Raw genomic sequence first — 21422 nt, forward strand, 5'->3', positions numbered from 1 at the left:
ATCATTATTAAAACCTTAAATAGTGCTCGCATCATTTTACAAAAACACGAATCCAAAGTTAACTAAATGAATCCAATAAAAAATGCTCCAAAAATCATGATGATTTTTGGAGCATTTTATTAATTAACTAAAAATTTAATGCTTTTACTAAGCGCTATAATTTAGAAGCTAGCTTGTCTTTCTTTGATTTACCAGGAATCGAAGATTGCCTTGCACCACTTTTAGACTGTAAATCATCTAATACATTTATAGCTTCTTCTACATATATATCTTTTGCTAAAGCTTGATGCCAGCTTTCTCTTTTCTCTTTTAAAGAAGGATCTTTGGCCATCTCTGCAGTTTCGTATGGTAACGAAGTAAACTGTAAGTTATTTTTATAATCCGTAATTGGTTTATATTTTTTAGCTTCTGCCTCTACCTCTGTTTGAGTTTTCTTGAAATCATCTATATTCAAGCTATACGTATTCTCTTTGCTCTTAGTATCAATCCATTTTGCATTATCCTCTATTAATTGGAATTGAGGATTTTGTGCGATACGCATTTTACTATTTGCAATAGCTTGGTTAAAATTAGAACCATTATTCCAAACACTATATTCTGCTGGATCTATTTTATCCCATGGCATAGCATTATCAATATCACGCTCACCCATTTTTAAGTAAGCATAACGATCTGGTGCAACAATATCACTACGCACACCTTCTAGTTGTGTAGATCCACCATTGATTCTATAGAACTTTTGAGTTGTAATTTTTAAAGCTCCTAAATCACCAAAATCACTACTACGAACAAACTGATTTAAATCGATAACGTTTTGAACTGTACCTTTTCCGTACGTTTGTTTACTACCAATAATAACTCCTCTTTTGTAATCCTGAATTGCAGCAGCAAGAATTTCTGAAGCCGAAGCAGAGAAACCATTTACCATAATTACTAAAGGTCCATCCCACTCTATCTTTTTATCACGATCGTAAAGAACTTCTTTTTTTCTACCAGCAGATTTAATCTGCACTATAGGACCTTGCTCAATAAATAATCCAGCAATGTCAACAACTGTAGATAAAGAACCTCCACCGTCATCACGAACATCCAGAATAATACCGTTTACATTCTCTTTTTTAAGTCTTTCAACCTCTAGAGCAATATCTTTTCCTGCATCTCTACCATCTTTGTTTTCAAAATCGATATAAAATTTAGGCAAATAAATTACTCCATATTTCAATCCGTTTTTATCTACAATACTAGATTTAGCATACGTTTCTTCAATCTCTACAATATCTCTGATGATAGAAATTACTTTAATAGTTCCGTCTACTTTTTTAACTGTAAGGCGAACTTCTGTTCCTTTATGTCCTTTGATTTTCTTAACTACATCGTCAAGACGCATACCCACAACATCTACAGGTTCATCAGTCCCTTGTCCTACTTTTATAATTAAATCACCTGCTTCTAATTCTTTACCTCTCCAAGCTGGTCCGCCTGAAATAAGTTCTGAAATTTCGGTAAAGTCATTTTTCTTTTGCAGCTTAGCACCAATACCTTCAAGTTTACCACTGATGTTAACGTCAAAACGCTCTTTTTCTTCTGGTGCAAAATAACTTGTATGAGGATCAAAACGAGCCATGATAGAGTTTACATAAACTGAAAACCAATCACTTCTATCTAAATCTTTAATAAAACCAAAATATTCATCTAATGATTTTAATGAATTATCTCTAGTTTCTTTTTCTAAAGCCTCAAATGTTTTTGCTTTATAAGCTGGGTCTTTTACTTTCTTTTCGTCTTCGATATTCTCTTTGGTTACAAGAGAAGATAGTGTAGATAACTTAATTTGTTTTCTCCACTTCTCTACCAATTCGGCAGGAGTTTTTGCGTAAGGTGAATGCTCGTAATCTGTACTAAAAGTTTCGTTTACTTTATAGTTAAACGGATGAGCTAAAATAAGTTTGTATCTCTTTTTTCCCTCTTCCATTCTTTTCATCAAACGCGCATAAGTAAGATTAAAGAAAGTTAAATCTTTATTTACAAATTGATCATCTAATTGCAACTCATATCTAGAAAATTCATCGATATCAGCTTGCAAGAAAAATCTTTTGGATGGATCCAATGCTTCGATATAATCCTTATAAACTCCTTTAGAAAACTCATCGTTCATAACAGGAGGATTATAATGTCCTTTCTCGATTACAAAGGCAAGTAATTCCAAAAGCATCTTATCTTTATTCGGGTCTGGGTCTATACCTTTATCGCTATTAATTTTAAATGCAAACAATGTAGCAGATAAACAAATAACGGCTAGGATAATTTTATAATTTCGTTTCATAAATTTAATAATAGCATTCATCAATTTTTTAATCTAATTTACGGTAAAAACTATGCCAACAAAGTACGAGTCGTATAATTTTTTGTTAAAGATATAAATATAGTTTTTCTTTCAATTAATTAAAAGCGCGAAGTTCGCAAATTTAAGATATTTTGTTACTATTTTAAGAAAACCAGTTACTACATTTGCTAATAAAAACCCTACATACCTAATTTTTCCTTTATATTTTACAAAATGAATTCAAAAAAACCTTTGATCTTAGTAACTAATGACGATGGCGTTTCGGCTCCCGGAATTAGAGCTTTAATTAGTGTAATGTCTCAAATTGGCGAAGTTGTAGTTGTAGCGCCAGACAAACCACAAAGCGCAATGGGTCATGCCATCACTATAAACAGTACTTTATACCTAAATAAATTATCTAAAGAAGGAGATTTAGTTACAGAATACAGTTGTTCTGGAACTCCGGTAGATTGTGTAAAACTTGCAGTAAACGAAATTTTAAAACGCAAACCAGATTTATGTGTTTCGGGAGTAAACCACGGATCAAACTCCTCTATAAATGTAATATATTCAGGAACTATGAGTGCAGCTGTTGAAGCTGGTATCGAAGGAATTCCTGCAATAGGCTTTTCATTATTAGATTATGACTGGAATGCAGATTTTGAAAGCATAAAATCTTTTATCAAAAAAATCACTCTTGAAGCACTGGAAAACAAATTACCTGAAGGAGTTGTTTTAAACGTGAACTTTCCGAAATTAAAAGAGAACGAAATCAAGGGAATTAAAATTTGTCGTCAAGCGAAAGCACAATGGATGGAAAAATTCGATAAAAGAAAAACTCCATCTGGCAAGGATTACTATTGGCTTTCGGGCGAATTTGTAAATCAGGATAAAGGCGAAGATACTGATGAATGGGCATTAGAAAATGGTTACATATCTGTAGTACCAGTACAATTTGACTTAACGGCACATCATACAATGCAACAACTTAATACCTGGAAATGGAATGAATAATTCAAGAAATAAAAAAGATTTACTTATAGGTTTTATTATAGGATTGATGGCTTCACTATTAGGAAGCTTTCTCTTTCTTACTTTACTTACTGATTTTGATGTTTCGAACGGAATGGAAAGCATCCGAATCATAAAAAACTACGGATATCTAGGCAAAGTAATTACTCTGGGTTCTATTTTATCCTTAGTAGCTTTTGGTGTATTTTTAAAACAAAACAAAGAATTTAGAGCAAGAGGTGTTGTTTTGGCTGTTATCATATTAGCTCTTCTCACTTTATTAATTTAATTTATCTTTGCAATTATAAAGAAATTGTCATTCTCAATTTAATGACAACTTAGATAACTACCATTCGCAAAAACAAAAACATGAAATACTACATTATTGCAGGAGAAGCCTCAGGCGATTTACATGGTTCTAATTTGATGAAAGCCTTATATAAAGAAGACCCAAACGCCGATATTCGTTTTTGGGGAGGTGATTTAATGCAAAAAACTGGCGGAACATTGGTAAAACATTACCGTGAGCTCGCTTTTATGGGTTTTATTGAAGTTATCTTTAATTTAAAAACAATACTAAGTAATATTTCTTTTTGCAAAAAAGACATCTCACAATTTAAACCAGATGTATTAATTTTTATCGATTATCCTGGTTTTAATATGCGTATTGCAAAATGGGCAAAAGCACTGAATTATAAAACTCATTATTATATTTCACCACAAATCTGGGCTTGGAAAGAAAGCCGTATTACAAGTATTAAACACGATATCGATAAGATGTTTGTAATCTTGCCTTTCGAAAAAAGTTTTTACGAAGACAAACATCATTTTCCAGTAGAATTTGTTGGACATCCGCTAATTGATGCTATTCATAACCAGCCTTCATTTGACGAAACGACATTCCGAAAAGAAAACAATTTAAGCGATAAACCTATTATTGCCATATTACCAGGAAGTCGCAAACAGGAAATCACCAAAATGCTTTCGGTTATGCTAAGTGTTATAAATGATTTTAAAGAGTATCAGTTTGTTATTGCTGGCGCTCCTAGTCAGGATTATTCTTTCTACCAACATTTTATAACTAACGAGAACATAAAGTTTGTATCAAATAAAACATATGCTCTATTGCAATCTTCTACAGCAGCTTTAGTTACATCAGGAACGGCAACTCTGGAAACGGCACTTTTTAAGGTTCCCGAAGTAGTTTGCTACAAAGGTAGTTGGGCATCTTACCAAATCGCAAAGCGCATTATTACGCTTAAATATATTTCGTTGGTAAATTTAATTATGGATAAAGAAGTAGTTACCGAACTTATTCAAGATGATTGCACTCCTAAACGAATTAATGAAGAATTAAATAAAATACTTGAACCTAATTACCGCAAAACACTTTTGCTTAATTATGATTTATTAGAAGAAAAACTTGGAGGAATTGGTGCCAGTGAAAAAACGGCAAAATTAATCGTAGCCGATTTACAAAAATAGTCCATCGGCTTAAAAAACATTGTCTTGAAAAACATATTATCCATACTAGCCTTATTACTGTTATTTGCATCTTGTAAATCGACATCGTCTGTTACTACCACTAAAAAAGAAGACAATCCAAAAGCAGTTGTTAAAGATTTAATTTATACAGCTTCCGAAAATATTGGTGTGCGCTACAAAGCTGGCGGAACAACAAATAAAGGTTACGATTGTTCTGGTTTGGTATTTACAACATTCAATTCTGAGAACATTAAATTACCCAGATCTTCTTACGAACAGTCTAAAGTTGGAGAAGTTATTAATCGAAATAAAGCTAAAAAAGGAGATTTAATATTTTTTAAAACCAATAGAAGTTCTCAAATAAATCATGTCGGGTTAATTGTCGAAATTAATAATGACGAAATTAAATTCATACATTCCTCTACTTCCAAAGGCGTAATTATTTCGTCTACAAAAGAGCCTTATTATCGTGATTCCTATGCACAAGTAAATCGCGTTATCGAATAACTAAGAAGTAAATTAAATCTATATTTTTTTTCCTAACACAAACCTAACAGGTTTTAAAAACCTGTTAGGTTACTCACGCAATTACCTTTGCCAAAGTTTAAAGAAATATTTTAATCATAACACATGATTTTAATCTTGTAATAATGATTGCGCTCCAACGGTTAAAACCGTTGGCAATGTTTTTCACGTAGCATTTGTATTTGCAATCCCCAATCATGCTATTAGTTTGATTAACATCCTTTATTCACTATCCTATTTTAGATCATAGCTCACGGTTTCAACCGTGTGATACAAATTGCAATAATGACTACGCTCTGATAGGTTATAAAAGTAAGCTCAAAATATAAACAGGTGTTATTTCTTACAAAATTATCGTATTTTAGCTACATGAAAGTACTACAATTTCCATTGGTAAGAATTACAATTAGTTTTATAATAGGCATTTTGCTGGCTTATTATTTAAGTCTTTCCTTAACTTTTACGTTTGTATCCCTTAGTACAGTAACACTACTTTTTTGTGGCTTTTATTATTTCTCAACTATAAAACCAAAGAGAACAGCCTACTTTGGCATTGCAGCCTATTTATTAGCATGTTGCATTGGTATAACAACTCAAACTCTTCATACCGAATCACTCCAAAAAAACAATTACTCTAATTATGAAGGCATCTATGATAAACCGCATTTAATAGATTGTATAATTAGTGAGAAATTAAAAAGCAACAATTACAGCGACAGGTATATTGCCAGCGTAAACCAAATTGATCAAAAACCTGCTTCCGGCAAGATAATACTTAACATAAAAAAGGACAGCACAGGATTAAGTCTAGAAATAGGAAATTGCATTCGGGCAAAAGGTCTTTTATCTAAAAATAGCGCTCCCAAAAACCCCAACCAGTTTGATTATAGTAAATATTTAAATAACAAACATATCTATGCGCAACTGTACGTACAAAACAATGATATTGCTATTAGTTCTAAAATCGAGAAAAGCATTTGGTATTATGCAGCTCGAATGCGAACAAACATCATAAAGAATCTAGAGAAAAACAATTTTAATAAAACCGAAATGAATGTTGCTCTGGCTTTAATTTTAGGCCAGCAGCAAGATATTACGCCCGAAATTATCAAAGACTATCAATATGCAGGAGTAACTCATATTTTGTCCGTTTCTGGTCTTCATGTTGGCTATATATTAATCTTTATAACTTATCTCTTAAAACCGATTCCTAATACTAAAAAAGGCTCGCTGATAAAACTTATAGCACTAATAGTTTCTTTATTCTCTTTTGCTGTTATTTCAGGATTTTCACCTTCAGTATTACGATCTGTGGTAATGTTTTCATTTGTGGCCTTAGGAAATCATTTAAGGAGAAGTGTAAACATTTATCATACACTATTAGTTTCGATATTATTGTTACTGCTTTTTGAACCCGCTTTTTTATTTGATGTTGGTTTCCAATTAAGCTACTTGGCTTTATTTTTTATTATTTGGCTGCAGCCAATATTAAAAACAATCTGGAAACCAAAGCATAAATTCACAACTGCAATATGGAATGCTTTGACAGTATCTTTTGCTGCTCAAATAGGTACTTTACCACTATGCCTATATTACTTCCACCAGTTTCCAGGATTATTCTTTGTTGCTAATATTGTAATCATACCATTTTTAAGCGTTATAATGATATTAGGAATTATAGTAATGGTTTTAGCAGCATTTGATGTTACTCCGTTAATTCTTGTCCAATTACTGGAGAAAAGTATATTCTATTTAAACAAAATCATAAATGGTATTGCTTCATTCGAAAGCTTTATTATTCGAGATATCTCGTTTAACACTTATCTATTAATTAGTTCTTTTTTATTAATCATTACCGCAACTATTTGGTTCAAGAAACCAACTTTTACAAAGTTAGCATTCACTTTGATTTCAATAATTTTATTACAAATTACTTTTTTAGTAAACAGAAAAGACACAGAAATTCAAGAAGAATGGATCGTTTATAATGTAGCCAGGAATTCGCAGATTACAGAACGAAAAGGCAACAATGTACAATTATTTACTACAGACACTTCCTCTAATAGTATCACTAACAATTACTCATTGACATCTTATTTGGTAGGTAATTTTGGAAAGTTAGCAAAAAGAGAAAAGCTTCAAAACATTGCTTACTTCAATAAAAATAAAATTCTGATTATAGATAGCACAGGCATATATCCTAAAGGAATAAAACCAGATATTATAATGATTACACAATCATCAAAAATAAATCTAGAAAGGCTATTAAAATACACACAACCCAAAATGGTTATTGCTGATGGTACAAACTATAAATCGATTCAGCACTATTGGAAGAAAACGTGCCTAAAAGAAAAAATCCCTTTTCATTCTACTAATGAAAAAGGGTTCTATAAATTGAATTAACATAGTAACATTATTGTTTTAACCATATAAGAATTTAAGAAAATATAAGATTCAAATGGCACTCTTAAATGAACTCACATAACTTATATGGTTGGCTTTTTTTAATCTTTATCAGGATTATAACTTCTTTTAAAGTAATGTTTAAAATTCACTAGGATGCAAAAGCGCATTGGACTCCGAAATCCAAGCTTTGACTCCGCCTCCACTATAAGCCATTTTACCCAGTGCCTGAAAAGTAGTTTTATTTTTTCTGATCACAGCATTAGCAAAACAAATCTCTGGTAGATCCTGAACTCCAAAAGCATTTTTAAGCTTAATATTCTGTTCTTTGTCACTATCTGAAATTTGACTATCTGATAAATCTAATTTCACTAAAACAACATTATCTCTAGACCAAAGGGCGAAGTCCAGCGTTCTCATTATTTCGTTTTGTAAGTTATCGGCTAAATTATTTGCAGTAAACAAAATCAACATTGGTTTTTTCAATTGGTTACTTAATTCAATAGCGTCATTAATATTTGTTTTCCAAACTAAATTCTGCGATTGCATTGTAATAAATCCTAAAAAAAACAGGGATACAAGTAGTTTTTTCATCATATTAAATTTGGTTTTTGGTTAGTTAAGGTAAACGAAATTAACATTTAATTTTAATTATCCAAATTATTTTATAACTAAAAATATATTTTATGTTTTTTTATAACTAATATTTTAAACATCTAATAAAAAACCAATATTCAGAATCCAAAAACCAAATGAATTACCTTATAAACAGCAAAAAGCTCTTTCCGTATAAAACGAAAAGAGCTTCTTTTATTTATTGATAGTTACTAGAAACTATCTAAATCATTTAATTATTTCTTAACCGGATTAACTATCCCGTCTGCAACAGCAAGCCAAGCCGTAGGTCCGCCAGCTACATATCCTGTAGTACCAAGCCCTTGAAAATTAACTTTTCCGTCTTTGTTCTCGGCTTTAGTAAAATAAACGGTTGGAAAACCCTGAATTCCAAAAACCTGTTGCAACTCACTATTTTGAGCCTTAACCTCTGGAGTTTGTGGTGTTCTTCTAGGGAAATCTAATTCTACCAAAACAACATTATCCTTTGCCCATTTGTTAAACTCTGGTGTTTTTAAAACTTCACTTTGCAAACGAATACACCATCCACACCAATCGCTACCAGTAAAGAACAACAACATTGGTTTTTTCTCTTTGTTACTTACAGCAATTGCTTCTTTTACATCTGTATACCATTTTAATTCTTGTGCTTCAACAGCAAAAGAACCCAACATAAGTAACAATGCAATAAATATCTTTTTCATCTTGTTTTTATTTTTTTTCAAATTTAAGGAAAAAATGAACTAGAAAATATTTTCTATTTTACTTCTTGCATTAATTTTTTAATCAATGGAGTACTTACAATTAAAACAATACCCGCTATAAGCGAATAAATTGCTAAATGATAATACCCATCTGTGTAAGCAAGTAACTTAGACATTAATGTAGTTCCTGTATTTGCATTCGACATTTCCGAGCCCAATTTTCCGGCTGCAAACTGTCCAAATGCACTTGATAAAAACCATAATCCCATCATCATTCCAAAAAGTCTTTTAGGGGACAATTTAGTAATAACCGACATTCCGATTGGTCCAATACATAATTCCCCAAGTGTATATACTAAATACCCTAAAGCAAATACATTAAGTGAACTCAATCCATTTGGATCAACAAAGAAACGAGCACTATAAAATATGAAGAATCCAGCCGCAAGAAGAATGAATGAGAATCCAAATTTCACAACTGTATTTGGCTCAATTTTTCTCTTATAAAGGAATATCCATAATAACCCGATTAGTGGACTAAAAATAATAACGTATAGAGAGTTTATACTATTATTAACTACGTTTGGATCAATATTAAAGAACAATAACTGACTAGACAGGTTATCTTTTGCAAACAACGACAATGATCCACCCGATTGCTCAGAGATTGCCATAAACATAAAATACCCAAAGATAAAGACAAATGCCGCAAGCAATTTATATTGTTGGTTACGGTCTTTAATTCTTAGTAATTCATACAAGAAATATAAAAGAGCAACGGCACCAATAGTGTACATGAAATATTCTGTAAAATCAGAATTTATCACCATTATATAAATAAGCGGAATTGCCAATAACGAACCTATGTATACTCCAATTTCATACGTATTACGTTTTTTTGGAGTAAATTTCTCTAATGGAGAATTACCAATAGGCGCTAAATGTTTCTTTGTTAATAGAAAAGTGATTACACCAATAATCATAACAATAGCAGCAGAAAGGAAACATAAACTCCAAGAGTAATTTTTCCCTAAATAAATAGGAATAGCTCCACCTAACATACCACCAATATTAATACCTGCATAGAACATTCCGTATCCAGCATCTCTACGCCCATCATTTTCATGATACAACTCTCCTACCATAGAAGAAACGTTTGGCTTAAAAAATCCTGTTCCGATAATCGACAGCGTAATACCGTAGTAGAAAAAATCATGTGGCGAAGCTGCAATAATCAAGTTTCCTATAATCATAACGATTCCACCAAAAAGCAACGATTTTTTAAATCCCAAAATTTTATCGGCAAAAATACCTCCAATAAAAGTAAAAGCATATACAAATGCCTGTATGGCTCCATATTGCAAATTTGCTTTTCCTTCTAATAATCCTAATTGGTCGACCATGAAAAATGCCAAAACACCTCTCATACCGTAAAAGCAAAAACGCTCCCACATTTCGACTAAAAACAAATACCATAATTGCTTTGGGTACTTGCCTTTAAAATTTTGTATTTCATCTAAAGTAATACTATGTTCCATTTATTTATAAATAATTAATTGATTCCTTTTTCTTTCATCACCTTGTTGAGTTGCTTTACCAAAGCAAACATCAATATAGTTGCAAACATCAACAATGCAAAATTCACCCAAAAAAAGTTGGCTTTATTATCGTATGTATCCCACATACTCGCTAAAACTCCACTTAGTTTATTCCCTATAGAAGTTGATAAAAACCAACCTCCCATCATTAAGGAAGTAATATTAACGGGACTTAATTTAGACACCACAGATAATCCCATGGGACTCAAAAATAGCTCCCCGATTGTTATGATTCCGTAATTTGCTACCAACCACCAAGCACTAACCTTCTCTGCTCCATCATTTCCAATTTCTACAGCAGCAATCATAACTAAAACTGACAGCGCCGAAATTAATAAACCAAAAGCAATTTTCGTAGGTGTTGATGGTTCTTTTTTTCTTGCTCGTAAAAAAGAGAAAAAAGCAACAATCAATGGCGTTAATATAATTACCCAGGCTGGATTAATAGACTGGCTTAAATTTGTTGCCCAAAGATGCACTTTGGCTCCTTCTTCAGGTAATTTTTCTGGAGCAACATTTCTAAAATACAACGGATAATCCTCTACTTTTTCAACAACTCCGTTAACTTTTTGCAAACGGAACTGATCATCATAAAGCTCTGTAGATACTTTTTTATACTCGACTTCTTTTGCTAATTTTACGTTACCTACAATCTGTCCAGCAGTTCCAGTAACTTCTCTATCTGTATAACGGTCAGCCCAAGTTGTAAGCGCCGAACCATTAAGCTTAAATACTGCCCAAAATAAAATCACTACTGCAAAAATTGCCAACAAGGCACCAATCGGACGTTTGTCTTCTACTTTAGCCTTAAAATAAAGTGACCCATAAAAGAAGATTATCGGAATACAAGCAAAAATAAATGCATCTGTACTATCTGATCCAAAGATATAACTATCCGGATTAGCTTCTGAAGTAACTCCTTTTAATAACCAACCTATTGCACCAAAAACAAATGAAGGCAATAAAATAAATAAGACAATTTTATAAAACGGCATATCCCCTTCTTGCACTCCTTTTTTCTGGTCGTGTCCAACATAATGTTTTGTACCTAATAAAAATACAATAACACCTATAAACATTCCTACACCTGCAGCCATAAAAGCCCAATGCCATCCTAAAAGAATTTGCAGGGCAGCCCCAAAGAAATTACAAATAAAAGCCCCAACATTAATTCCCATATAGAAAATATTGTAACCTTCATCTTTTTTATCTTTATACTCTTCATTATTATAAAAACTCCCTAATAAGGTAGAAATATTCGGCTTAAAAAAACCATTCCCTACAATTACCAAAGTCATAGCAATATAAAGTACCGTGACATCATGTACCCCCATAAGGAAGTAACCAATACCCATTAAAATCCCACCAATAACAATAGATTTTTTATACCCTAAATATCTATCAGCAATAAGACCTCCAATAAAAGGTGTTAGAAAAACCAATGCAATAAAAGTTCCATACAAATCAGAAGCTTCTTTTTCGGTCATTGCAAAACCTTCTTTTACATCTTTAAGATATAAAGTAAAAATTCCAATCATTAAATAATAACCAAAACGCTCCCACATTTCAGATAAGAACAAATAAGGCAATGCTTTAGGATGTTTTTTCCACATAACTATAAACTCTTTAAAATTAAAATTACCTACAAGTCTAAACCTGTAGGTAATTTTTATATATTATTATTATTTTTTATCTAACACCGTGCATCATTTTCTTTAAAACCGGAGACAGTGCAAACAAAATTATAGCCGCCAATCCCGTTAAAATAACAAACACCATGAAGAACTCGAATAAGTTATGAATTTCGAAACCTGCAAAAACAGGGTTATGATCATTGATATGATGCTCTGCCAATAACTTTAATTGAGCCGCAGTTGGCGTAATAGTTTTATCCAGAACAGCCTGTAAATCTATACCTAATTCTTTAGCTTTTACAAATTTATCTCCTGTTGCAGGCAAGATAGAACCTAAAGTACCACCTAAAGCATAACCAGAAGCATTAGATAAGAAGAATACTCCGTATAATAATGAAGAGAAACGTTTTGGCGAAAGCTTACCAACCAAAGACAATCCGATTGGAGACAAACAAAGCTCAGCACAAGTATTTAATAAATATAATAAAATCAACCATTTGATAGCTAACAATCCTGAAGTTCCAATTACTTTAACCTGAGTAGCAATCATAAAGAAACTTATTGTAATAATCAATAAACCAAAAGCAAGTTTTACTGGCGAAATAGGTTCTTTACCACCAGCTCTTAATTTATCCCATAAAATACTAAAAGGAACTGCAAGAACTACAACAAATAAACCATTAAAGATTTGTACCATCGAAGCAGGCATTGCCCATCCAAAGAAGTTTCTGTCTGTTTGGTTATCTGCAATAAAAGTTAAAGATGAACCAGCTTGCTCAAACGCAGCCCAGAAGAAGATAATAAAGAAAGAAACGATGTAAATTACAAAAATACGATCTCTTTCAATTTTTGTTAAAGAAGAATCAGAAACGATTAATCCTGCTAATGTCAAACCACTTGAATAAATCAAAGTATAAATTAAGTTTTGACCAAAACCAAAATGAACAATTGCACCTATAACGAAAAATGCTACACCAGCAACTGTCAATGCTGTTTGAGAAAAGTTAGCTTTTTGAGATTCACCCTCTTCAAAATCAGCAGCAACATTTTTAGACGGTAATCCACCTAAAGGTCTTCCTTCTGGAGTAACCACATATTTATTCTTTAAGAAAAAGAAAAGCATTGTTCCTAAAAACATTGCTATCGAAGCAGCAAGGAATCCCCATTTAAAAGCGTGAATATCTCTAACTCCACCTGTATCTCTTACATCTCCTAATAAAGGACAAATAGATTGCCCAAGAAAAGCACCTAAATTAATACCCATATAGAAAATAGTAAAAGCAGTATCAAGCTTACTTTTTTCTTGTTTAGGATATAAACTTCCTACCATACTAGAGATATTTGGCTTAAAGAAACCGTTACCAAAAACGATAACTCCCAATCCGCAATACATTATAATAGTAGCAAAATTTAAATCAGATCCAAAAACACTGGCACTAGTAAACAATAATAATTGTCCAATCGCCATCATTAAACCACCAAGAAGAATACAGTTTCTGTTTCCGAAAAAACGATCTGCAATAAACCCTCCAAGCATTGGTGTAAGGTAACAAAGACCAAGAAAACCTCCATAAATTAATGAAGCATCTTCTTCTTTCATCAATAATGAATTTACAAGAAATAAAGTCAATAAGGCTCGCATGCCATAAAAATTGAATCTCTCCCACATCTCGGTTCCAAACAATACCCAAAGCCCTTTTGGATGCGCCGTTTTTACTTCTGTTTCTTTCATATTATTCATTATTTATTTAGGTTTATTAGTTTTATATTATAGGTTCTCCTTGATAAAGTTAGTCATTTTATCATAAAGCTGAATTCTTGTTTTTCCGCCATAAATACCGTGATCTTTGTCTGGGTAAATTTGCGAATCAAATTGTTTGTTAGCTTGTATTAAAGCCTCCATCATTTGCATTGAGTTTTGTACGTGTACATTATCATCTGCAGACCCATGAATTAAAAGAAATTTCCCTTTTAATTTATCTACATGGTTAATAGGGGAGTTATTATCATAACCACTTGCATTCTCCTGAGGAGTTTGCATATATCTTTCAGTATAAACCGTATCATAAAATCTCCAGTTAGTAACAGGAGCAACAGCAATTGCCATTTTAAACACATCGTTTCCTTGGAAAATACAGTTCGAAGCCATAAAACCTCCGTAACTCCATCCAAAAATTCCAATTCTAGAAGCATCAACATAAGGATACGCACCAATTACTTTAGCAGCATCAATTTGATCTTCAACTTCATATTTCCCTAATTGCAATTGAGTTACTTTCTTAAAATCAGCTCCTTTAAAACCTGTTCCCCTACCATCAACACAAGCCACGATATATCCTTGTTGCGTTAACATTTCAAACCAGTAATCATTAGAGTTATTCCATTGGTTAGCCACTTGCTGAGAACCTGGTCCTGAATATTGAAACATAAAAACAGGATATTTTTTCGCAGGGTCAAAATCTTTAGGTTTTAAAATCCAAGTATTTAATTCGTTTCCTTTAGCCGTTTTTAATACAAAAAACTCTTTAGTAGCAAGATTATATCCTTTAAGTTTAGAAGTCAATGCTTCATTATTCTCTATAACCTGTAATTCTTTTCCAGCTTTAGCCTCATTAAGAGTATAAGTTGTAGGCTGAGAAGCGCTTGAGAATGTATTAATGTAGTATTCAAAATTCGGGCTGAAGGTTGCCTTACTAGTACCTACGTTTTTAGATAAACGTATTTTATTTTTTCCGTCAAGTGCAATTCGGTAGATATCACGATTGATTGACCCATTTTCTGTAGATTGATAAAAAACAGTTTTAGTTTTTTCATCAAATCCGTAATATGAAGTTACTTCCCAGTTTCCTTTAGTAACCTGATTTTTAAGTTTTCCAGTTTTATCGTATAAATAAATATGATTAAAACCATCTTTTTCGCTAGTCCAGATAAAACTATTATCCTTTAAGAATGTTAAGTTATCAGTAACATCTACATAAGCTTTATCTTTTTCATTAAGAACCACTTTCGAAGTTCCCGAAGTACCATCTACAAATAATAAATCCAAATTATTCTGGTGACGGTTTAATACCTGTGCAGATAAGGTATTATTATCATTTGTCCATTGCATTCTTGCAATATAAAAGTCGTTGTAATTACCAAGCTTAACTTCTTTAGTTGCATTTGCAGTCGCATCATATATATGTAACGAAACTACTGCATTTTTCTCTCCAGCTTTAGGATATTTAAATGTTTCGATTGAAGGATATAGATCTGTCTTGAAAATTGACATCGAAAATTCTGGAACCATACTTTCGTCAAAACGAATATAAGCTACTTTCTTACTGTCTTTACTCCAATCAAAAGCCCGCACAAAAGCAAATTCTTCTTCATAAACCCAATCCGTAATACCATTAATTACCGAATTTTTCTTTCCATCTGTTGTAATCTGAGTCGATTTCTTCGAAACTACATCATAAACATAAAGGTTATTCTCTTTTGCGTAAGCGATTTTTTGTCCATCAGGCGAGAAAGTCGGCTCCTGAACCTGAAAATCAAAAAGCTTAGTTAACTCTTTAGTGCCTATATTATATAAATAATAATCTGCTGTAAACGAGTGACGGAAGATTTTTTTAGAATTACAAGCTAACAAAATCATTTTTTCTGATGCATCAAAAGTATAACTATCAATCATCGGTAAACTTCTATGATCTTTAGTATCGATTAAAGTTGCTCCTTTTTTTAATGTAGCATAATCATATAAATCAATCTGCATGCTTCTACCAGCTCTATCAAAATTCAGTACAGTATATTGATTTGTATTGTGTAGTGATTGTAATTTAAACATTTCTTTAGCTCGAAATGTTCCATTAAAAATATCATCTACAGTAATTTTTTGTTGACCAAAAAGTGTCACACAAAAAAATAAAAACAATGCGGTAAGTTTGTTAGTATTCATACAATTGAGTTAAATATAAAAAAGAGCCCAATTTTAGTGAAAAAAATACACATAATATACTTTTTGTATGTTAAATGTTAAGAAATTGGTTTTTCATATTATTTAATGTCCATAATTACATTATAAACAAATCCGTTAAAGTGGTATCTTTGCAGCAATACTACCATTTAATCTACTGAGAATGAACAACGCGGTTTCTGGATTTTCTAAATTATCCAAAGAAGAAAAAATAAACTGGATTGCAAAAAAGTACTTTTCGACACCCGAAGAAGCAGTTTTTTTACTTAAAAATTACTGGAATGCTGACGAAAAAATACAGAAATTACATGATGAATTCATCGAAAACACCATAACCAATTTTTATATTCCACTTGGTGTAGCTCCAAATTTCCTCATCAACGACAAATATTCCACAATTCCAATGGCAATTGAGGAAAGTTCTGTTGTTGCAGCAGCTTCAAAAGCAGCTAAGTTTTGGTCGACAAGAGGTGGGTTTAAAGCTACAGTAATTAACACCGAAAAAATTGGTCAGGTACATTTTACTTTTAATGGAGATGTATCAAAACTGAATTTATTTTTCGCACAAACCAAAAGCAAGTTTTTTAGCGATACCGAAAGCATCACTAAAAATATGCAACAACGCGGTGGCGGAATTCTGGATATTGTTCTAAAAGACAAAACCAATTTATTACCGAATTACTTTCAGCTTCATGCTACTTTTGAAACCAAAGATAGCATGGGAGCCAATTTTATAAATTCGTGTTTAGAGCAATTTGCCAAAACACTAAAAGAAGCTTCTCAAGAATATGAATTATTCACCGAAGCCAATGAAGAAGTAAAAGTTATCATGAGCATCCTTTCTAACTATGTCCCAAATTGCGTAGTTAGAGCCGAAGTTTCTTGTCCTGTCGAAGAACTAGCAGAAAAACACATCCCGAATCCTCAAGAATTTGCAGAGCGATTTGTACAGGCAGTTCAGATTGCCGAAGTAGAACCATTTCGAGCAGTAACACACAACAAAGGAATCATGAATGGTGTCGATGCAGTAATACTAGCCACAGGAAATGATTTCCGCGCAGTCGAAGCAGGAGTTCATGCATACGCATCCCGAAACGGACAATATTCAAGTTTATCTCATGCTAAAATCGAAAATGGAATTTTCACATTCTGGCTAGACATTCCACTTGCTATAGGAACCGTTGGCGGACTTACATCTTTACATCCGTTAGTTAAATTTTCATTACAAATGCTCGAGAATCCATCGGCTCCTGAGTTAATGCAAATCGTTGCCGTTGCAGGATTAGCGCAAAACTTTGCCGCATTGCGTTCCTTAACAACAACAGGAATCCAGGAAGGACACATGAAAATGCACATCAATAATATCATCAATCAATTTGCTGCCAATGACGAAGAACGTCATTTAATCAAAAATCACTTTAAAAACAACACCATCTCACATAGTGCCGTGGTAGATTTTATCGAGAACTTAAGAAAATAATTTAATTGTCAACCTGAGCGGAGTCAAAGAACAACTAAAGCAAAATCAAAGGGAGAACGTTTTTTTCCAGAAGCTATCTCCCGCTGTACGCTATATCTTTATGTTTTTAAAGGAAAAACATAAAGGATACCGCTACCATCAGGGCTAAAAACAAATGCATGAAAACAACTTTTTACAGTAACGGAAAACTTTTAATAACAGGAGAATATTTAGTATTAGATGGCGCTAAAGCCTTTGCATTACCTACTAAATTCGGACAAAATTTAATTGTTGCTAAAGGAGAAAATCAAGAAATACAATGGAAAAGTTACGATGCCGATAACCACGTTTGGTTCGAAGACAACATAACATTTGCCGAAATAATAGACAATCCCGAAACCGAAACCGAAACTGTAAAAACAACATTAATAAATATTCTTCACGAAGCCTATTTATTAAATCCAGAATTTATAACCCAATCCGAAGGATATCAAATAAGCACACAACTTACATTTCCTAAAAATTGGGGCTTAGGTACATCATCGACATTATTAAACAATATTGCCCAATGGACAAAGATCGATGCTTTTACATTGCTTAAAAACAGTTTTGGAGGTAGCGGATATGATATTGCCTGTGCACAAAACAACACTCCTATATTATATCATTTACAACAAGACTTACCAATTGTCGAAAAAATAGCATTTAAGCCAGAGTTTAGCCAGAATCTACACTTTGTGTACTTAAACAAGAAACAAAGTAGCAAAGCAGCTATTTCTGCTTATTACAACAACAAGAATAACAACCTTGCCAAGATAATTACCAATAACGACAAAATCACACAAACAGTTATACAAGCCAAAACTGGAAAAGAATTCGCAAAGGCACTAGCAATACACGAAGCCGAAATGAGTAATGTATTAGAAGTGCAAACTATTAAAGAAAGACTCTTTCCTGATTTTGATGGTGTAATTAAAAGCCTTGGTGCTTGGGGAGGCGATTTTGTAATGGCAATATCCAAAGAAGACCCAACCGAATATTTCACAACCAAAGGATACGAAACAATAATCCCTTATAACGAAATGATATTGGCATAAACCAAATTACAAATATTCGATTACTAAATACAAACCTTGTTATATTCTAACAAGGTTTTTTTATTTTTTAGTTATTATAATCAATACAAAATACCTAAAAAGATTTTAATAATAGACAAGTCTTTAACTCATAATCTTGTTTTATCCACAAACTTGTCTTTCTTGTAAAGGTTACTTATTTCGGTAACGGATTAATCATTTCGATTGGTTTTTTTTCCGTCAATTCTTTGATGTGGTCTTTCATGATTATAATAATATAAATATTGTAATAATTCTTCTTTTAATTCTTCTTGTGTATCGAAATCTGTATCACTTGCTGGCGCGAGCGTCCCGCTCGTGAACACAATCAAAATAAAACTAAACGGACTCGAAGCCATAACTCCTAATACAAACAAACCTACAAGGTTTTAAAAACCTTGCAGGTTAAAACAAAAAAATCCCGAAATAAACATTTCGGGATTTTTTAATTTAATCTTTTATTTAAGTCGTGATGAACTAGTAGCTAAAGTTAGCTCTGTTATCAACGATTTTAGCATTGTCTTTTAATGCAGGAAGAATTCTACTTACATCTTGTGCACTTTGAGCTTTTACCTGAGCAACATAAGCTGCATGGTCTTTTAAAGCTGGTGCTTTTACAGTACTAACGTTTTTAACAACATATACTCCTGTATTACCTTCAATTGGAGCAGAAAGTTTACCTGCTGCCAAAGCAAATGCATTACCAACAACTTTTGGCTCTTGACCAACACCACCAGGTAAAATTGGGTTATTCATCGTTACATCTGTAGCTTGTTGTACAGCTACTCCAGCATTTTTAGCTACTGCTTCGATAGTTGCACCTGTCATTTTAGCTTTTAATATTTCAGCTTTTTTCTTGTTTTTAAGAATTGGCTCAACATAAGGTCTTGCAACATCTACAGATACTAAACCTGTTTTGTTAACACTCTTAAGTTGTGCAATAACGTGACCAACATTTGATACTTCAAAACGTTTTACATCACCTTTGCTTGTTTCTTTATCAAAAGCCCATCTTACGATTGTTCTTTGGTTTCCTAATGGACCAAAGTTTTCATCCATAGCTTTTACAGTAGCAGGAGCTGCAACCGTTAATTTCATTTCTTTTGCAACTTGATTAAAGTCTTTATCAGCAGCATCCATTTCAAATTTAGTTGCCTGAGTAAATGCTTTATCAGATGTAGCTTCAGAAGCTTCGATTTTTTGAGCAATAGTTGCTAAACGAATACCGTCTTGTTTATCTGTAATTTTGATGATATGGAATCCGAAAGGAGTTTCTACCAATCCAACTTTTCCAATTGGGTTACTGAAAACAAAATCATTAAATGGTTTCACCATTTGGTTTTGACCAAAATATCCTAAATCACCACCTTGTTGTGCAGATGAATCATCAGAAGCTGTAAAAGCTAACATTAAGAAACTATCTGGATTTGCATTTACTTGAGCCAAAATTTCTTCTGCTCTAGCTTTTGCTTGTTCTTTAGTTCTTCTTTCTTTTTGGTTTGGAACTTGAGTTCCTTCATAGCTAATTAAGATATGACTTGCTTTTGCATTAACTCCAGCTTTAAAACCTAAAGATTTAGAAATACAGTAGTATTTACCAAAAACATAAGGACCGTAAATTTCACCTGGAGCAAGACTGAATAATTTATCAGCATCAACAGCTGGCAAATCTTTCTTAGCTACATAAGTAGAATCGTAAGGTACATCTGAATTTGAATTTACAAAGTCAGCAACATTTTTAGCCGATTTAAATCCTGGCAAAGTATCGTTTTTACCTGTTTTTTGGTTGTAAACAACACTTCCAGATAATAGAGCAGTTATTTTAGCTTTAATATCAGCTTCATCTTCTTTAGACGCTTTATCTTCAATTAAAACATATTGAACCTCACGAGTTTCATCTGCTTTAAATTTCTTTTCGTCTTTTTTCATGAAATCTACAATCTCAGAATCAGTTACTTTTACATCACTGTCTTTAATAGAAGAATATAAACCAGCAGCAAAAGCAAAGTTAACTTTGTTTGCTTCCATTTCATATTTCAATTTACCTTCAGCTACAGTTGTATAAAGACCTGCTTTAATCAACGTATTGTATATTTGGTATTTTGCATTCAAATCTGCATCTTTCTCTCTATCTTTTAAGAATTGAGCTTGCTCAGGATTTGCTTTAAAATATTCTTTAAATTTTGCTACGTCAAACATCCCTGCTGCATTTAAGAACATTGGATTTTTTCCGATATTTTGGTCAGCTTTTAAAACCTCAAGTAAATGTTTTTCACCTACTCTTAATCCTAGTTTATCAAATTCAGATGATAACAAAGCAATAGAAACTTCTTGATCCCAAACTCTGTTTGCAGCTTCAGTGGAAGTTATTCCTTGCCCACTTTTCTCAACACTACTTACTTTGATTCTAAAATCCTCAAATGAGATATCTTTCCCATTGATGCTTCCCACGTCTTTTGAACTTTCGCCCATCCCTCCTTTACTGAAAAGATCTTGAATGATAAATGCGAATAATGCAAGTGCAATAGCGCCTATCAATAAAGCGGAACGTTGTCTAATTTTTGCTAAAACTGCCATTTTTATTGTTGTTAA

At 32.5% G+C, this 21422-nt stretch carries 16 protein-coding genes; 7 read left to right on the forward strand and 9 right to left on the reverse strand.

What is annotated here, in order from left to right:
- Window positions 1-154: 154 nt before the first annotated feature.
- Window positions 155-2344 carry a carboxy terminal-processing peptidase gene (locus tag B8T70_RS05435; protein WP_039112501.1) on the reverse strand — a complete coding sequence of 730 codons (2190 nt, stop codon included), beginning with the start codon at window positions 2342-2344 and terminating at the stop codon, window positions 155-157.
- A 213-nt stretch (window positions 2345-2557) separates the two neighbouring features.
- Here B8T70_RS05435 and surE point away from each other — a divergent pair, with 213 nt between their 5' ends.
- The 5 genes from surE (at window position 2558) to B8T70_RS05460 (ending at window position 7750) form a co-directional block, all read left to right on the forward strand.
- Entirely contained in the window at window positions 2558-3337 is a 780-nt protein-coding gene (surE, locus tag B8T70_RS05440) for a 5'/3'-nucleotidase SurE (RefSeq protein WP_039116881.1), read from the forward strand.
- The gene (locus tag B8T70_RS05445) at window positions 3330-3623 is read left to right on the forward strand and encodes a hypothetical protein (protein WP_039112503.1); all 294 of its coding nucleotides are present in this window, start codon (window positions 3330-3332) and stop codon (window positions 3621-3623) included. The genes surE and B8T70_RS05445 overlap by 8 nt, the downstream gene beginning before the upstream one ends.
- 80 nt (window positions 3624-3703) lie before the next feature.
- Window positions 3704-4819, forward strand: a complete 1116-nt coding sequence (lpxB, locus tag B8T70_RS05450) for a lipid-A-disaccharide synthase (protein ID WP_086894184.1) — start codon at window positions 3704-3706, stop codon at window positions 4817-4819.
- A 24-nt stretch (window positions 4820-4843) separates the two neighbouring features.
- Window positions 4844-5326, forward strand: coding sequence for a C40 family peptidase (locus B8T70_RS05455; protein ID WP_039112505.1), 483 nt, complete (start codon window positions 4844-4846; stop codon window positions 5324-5326).
- 387 nt (window positions 5327-5713) lie between these two features.
- Window positions 5714-7750 carry a ComEC/Rec2 family competence protein gene (locus tag B8T70_RS05460; protein ID WP_086894185.1) on the forward strand — a complete coding sequence of 679 codons (2037 nt, stop codon included), beginning with the start codon at window positions 5714-5716 and terminating at the stop codon, window positions 7748-7750.
- 141 nt (window positions 7751-7891) lie between these two features.
- On the opposite strand, the gene B8T70_RS05465 is transcribed toward B8T70_RS05460, so the two are convergent.
- The 6 genes from B8T70_RS05465 to B8T70_RS05490 all read right to left on the reverse strand — a co-directional run bounded on the left by B8T70_RS05465 (window position 7892) and on the right by B8T70_RS05490 (window position 16238).
- Complete coding sequence (locus B8T70_RS05465; protein ID WP_039116878.1) at window positions 7892-8347, reverse strand: hypothetical protein; 456 nt, start codon at window positions 8345-8347, stop codon at window positions 7892-7894.
- Window positions 8348-8601: 254 nt separating this feature from the next.
- Window positions 8602-9069, reverse strand: a complete 468-nt coding sequence (locus tag B8T70_RS05470; RefSeq protein ID WP_086894186.1) for a thioredoxin family protein — start codon at window positions 9067-9069, stop codon at window positions 8602-8604.
- 53 nt (window positions 9070-9122) lie between these two features.
- Window positions 9123-10607 (reverse strand): peptide MFS transporter, encoded by a 1485-nt coding sequence (locus B8T70_RS05475; RefSeq protein ID WP_086894187.1) that lies wholly within the window; start codon window positions 10605-10607, stop codon window positions 9123-9125.
- Window positions 10608-10621: 14 nt separating this feature from the next.
- Window positions 10622-12280: a peptide MFS transporter gene (locus tag B8T70_RS05480; RefSeq protein ID WP_039112510.1), complete on the reverse strand. Its 1659-nt coding sequence runs from the start codon at window positions 12278-12280 to the stop codon at window positions 10622-10624.
- Window positions 12281-12356: 76 nt separating this feature from the next.
- Entirely contained in the window at window positions 12357-14033 is a 1677-nt protein-coding gene (locus B8T70_RS05485) for a peptide MFS transporter (protein WP_039116961.1), read from the reverse strand.
- 36 nt (window positions 14034-14069) lie between these two features.
- Entirely contained in the window at window positions 14070-16238 is a 2169-nt protein-coding gene (locus B8T70_RS05490) for a S9 family peptidase (protein ID WP_086894188.1), read from the reverse strand.
- Window positions 16239-16419: 181 nt separating this feature from the next.
- Between B8T70_RS05490 and B8T70_RS05495 the strand changes: the two genes are divergently transcribed.
- Together B8T70_RS05495 and B8T70_RS05500 are read left to right on the forward strand one after the other, a co-directional pair.
- Window positions 16420-17736, forward strand: a complete 1317-nt coding sequence (locus B8T70_RS05495; RefSeq protein WP_039116874.1) for a hydroxymethylglutaryl-CoA reductase, degradative — start codon at window positions 16420-16422, stop codon at window positions 17734-17736.
- 158 nt (window positions 17737-17894) lie between these two features.
- Window positions 17895-18812 carry a GYDIA family GHMP kinase gene (locus tag B8T70_RS05500; protein ID WP_086894189.1) on the forward strand — a complete coding sequence of 306 codons (918 nt, stop codon included), beginning with the start codon at window positions 17895-17897 and terminating at the stop codon, window positions 18810-18812.
- A gap of 191 nt (window positions 18813-19003) precedes the next feature.
- Here B8T70_RS05500 and B8T70_RS05505 read toward each other — a convergent pair whose 3' ends face one another.
- Together B8T70_RS05505 and B8T70_RS05510 are read right to left on the reverse strand one after the other, a co-directional pair.
- Entirely contained in the window at window positions 19004-19207 is a 204-nt protein-coding gene (locus B8T70_RS05505; protein WP_123912075.1) for an IS3 family transposase, read from the reverse strand.
- Window positions 19208-19307: 100 nt separating this feature from the next.
- Window positions 19308-21407: a peptidylprolyl isomerase gene (locus B8T70_RS05510; RefSeq protein WP_086894191.1), complete on the reverse strand. Its 2100-nt coding sequence runs from the start codon at window positions 21405-21407 to the stop codon at window positions 19308-19310.
- Between the last annotated feature and the right edge of the window lie 15 nt (window positions 21408-21422).

Source organism: Flavobacterium sp. AJR, assembly GCF_002156885.1.
In the GTDB taxonomy this organism is placed as follows: Bacteria; Bacteroidota; Bacteroidia; order Flavobacteriales; family Flavobacteriaceae; genus Flavobacterium.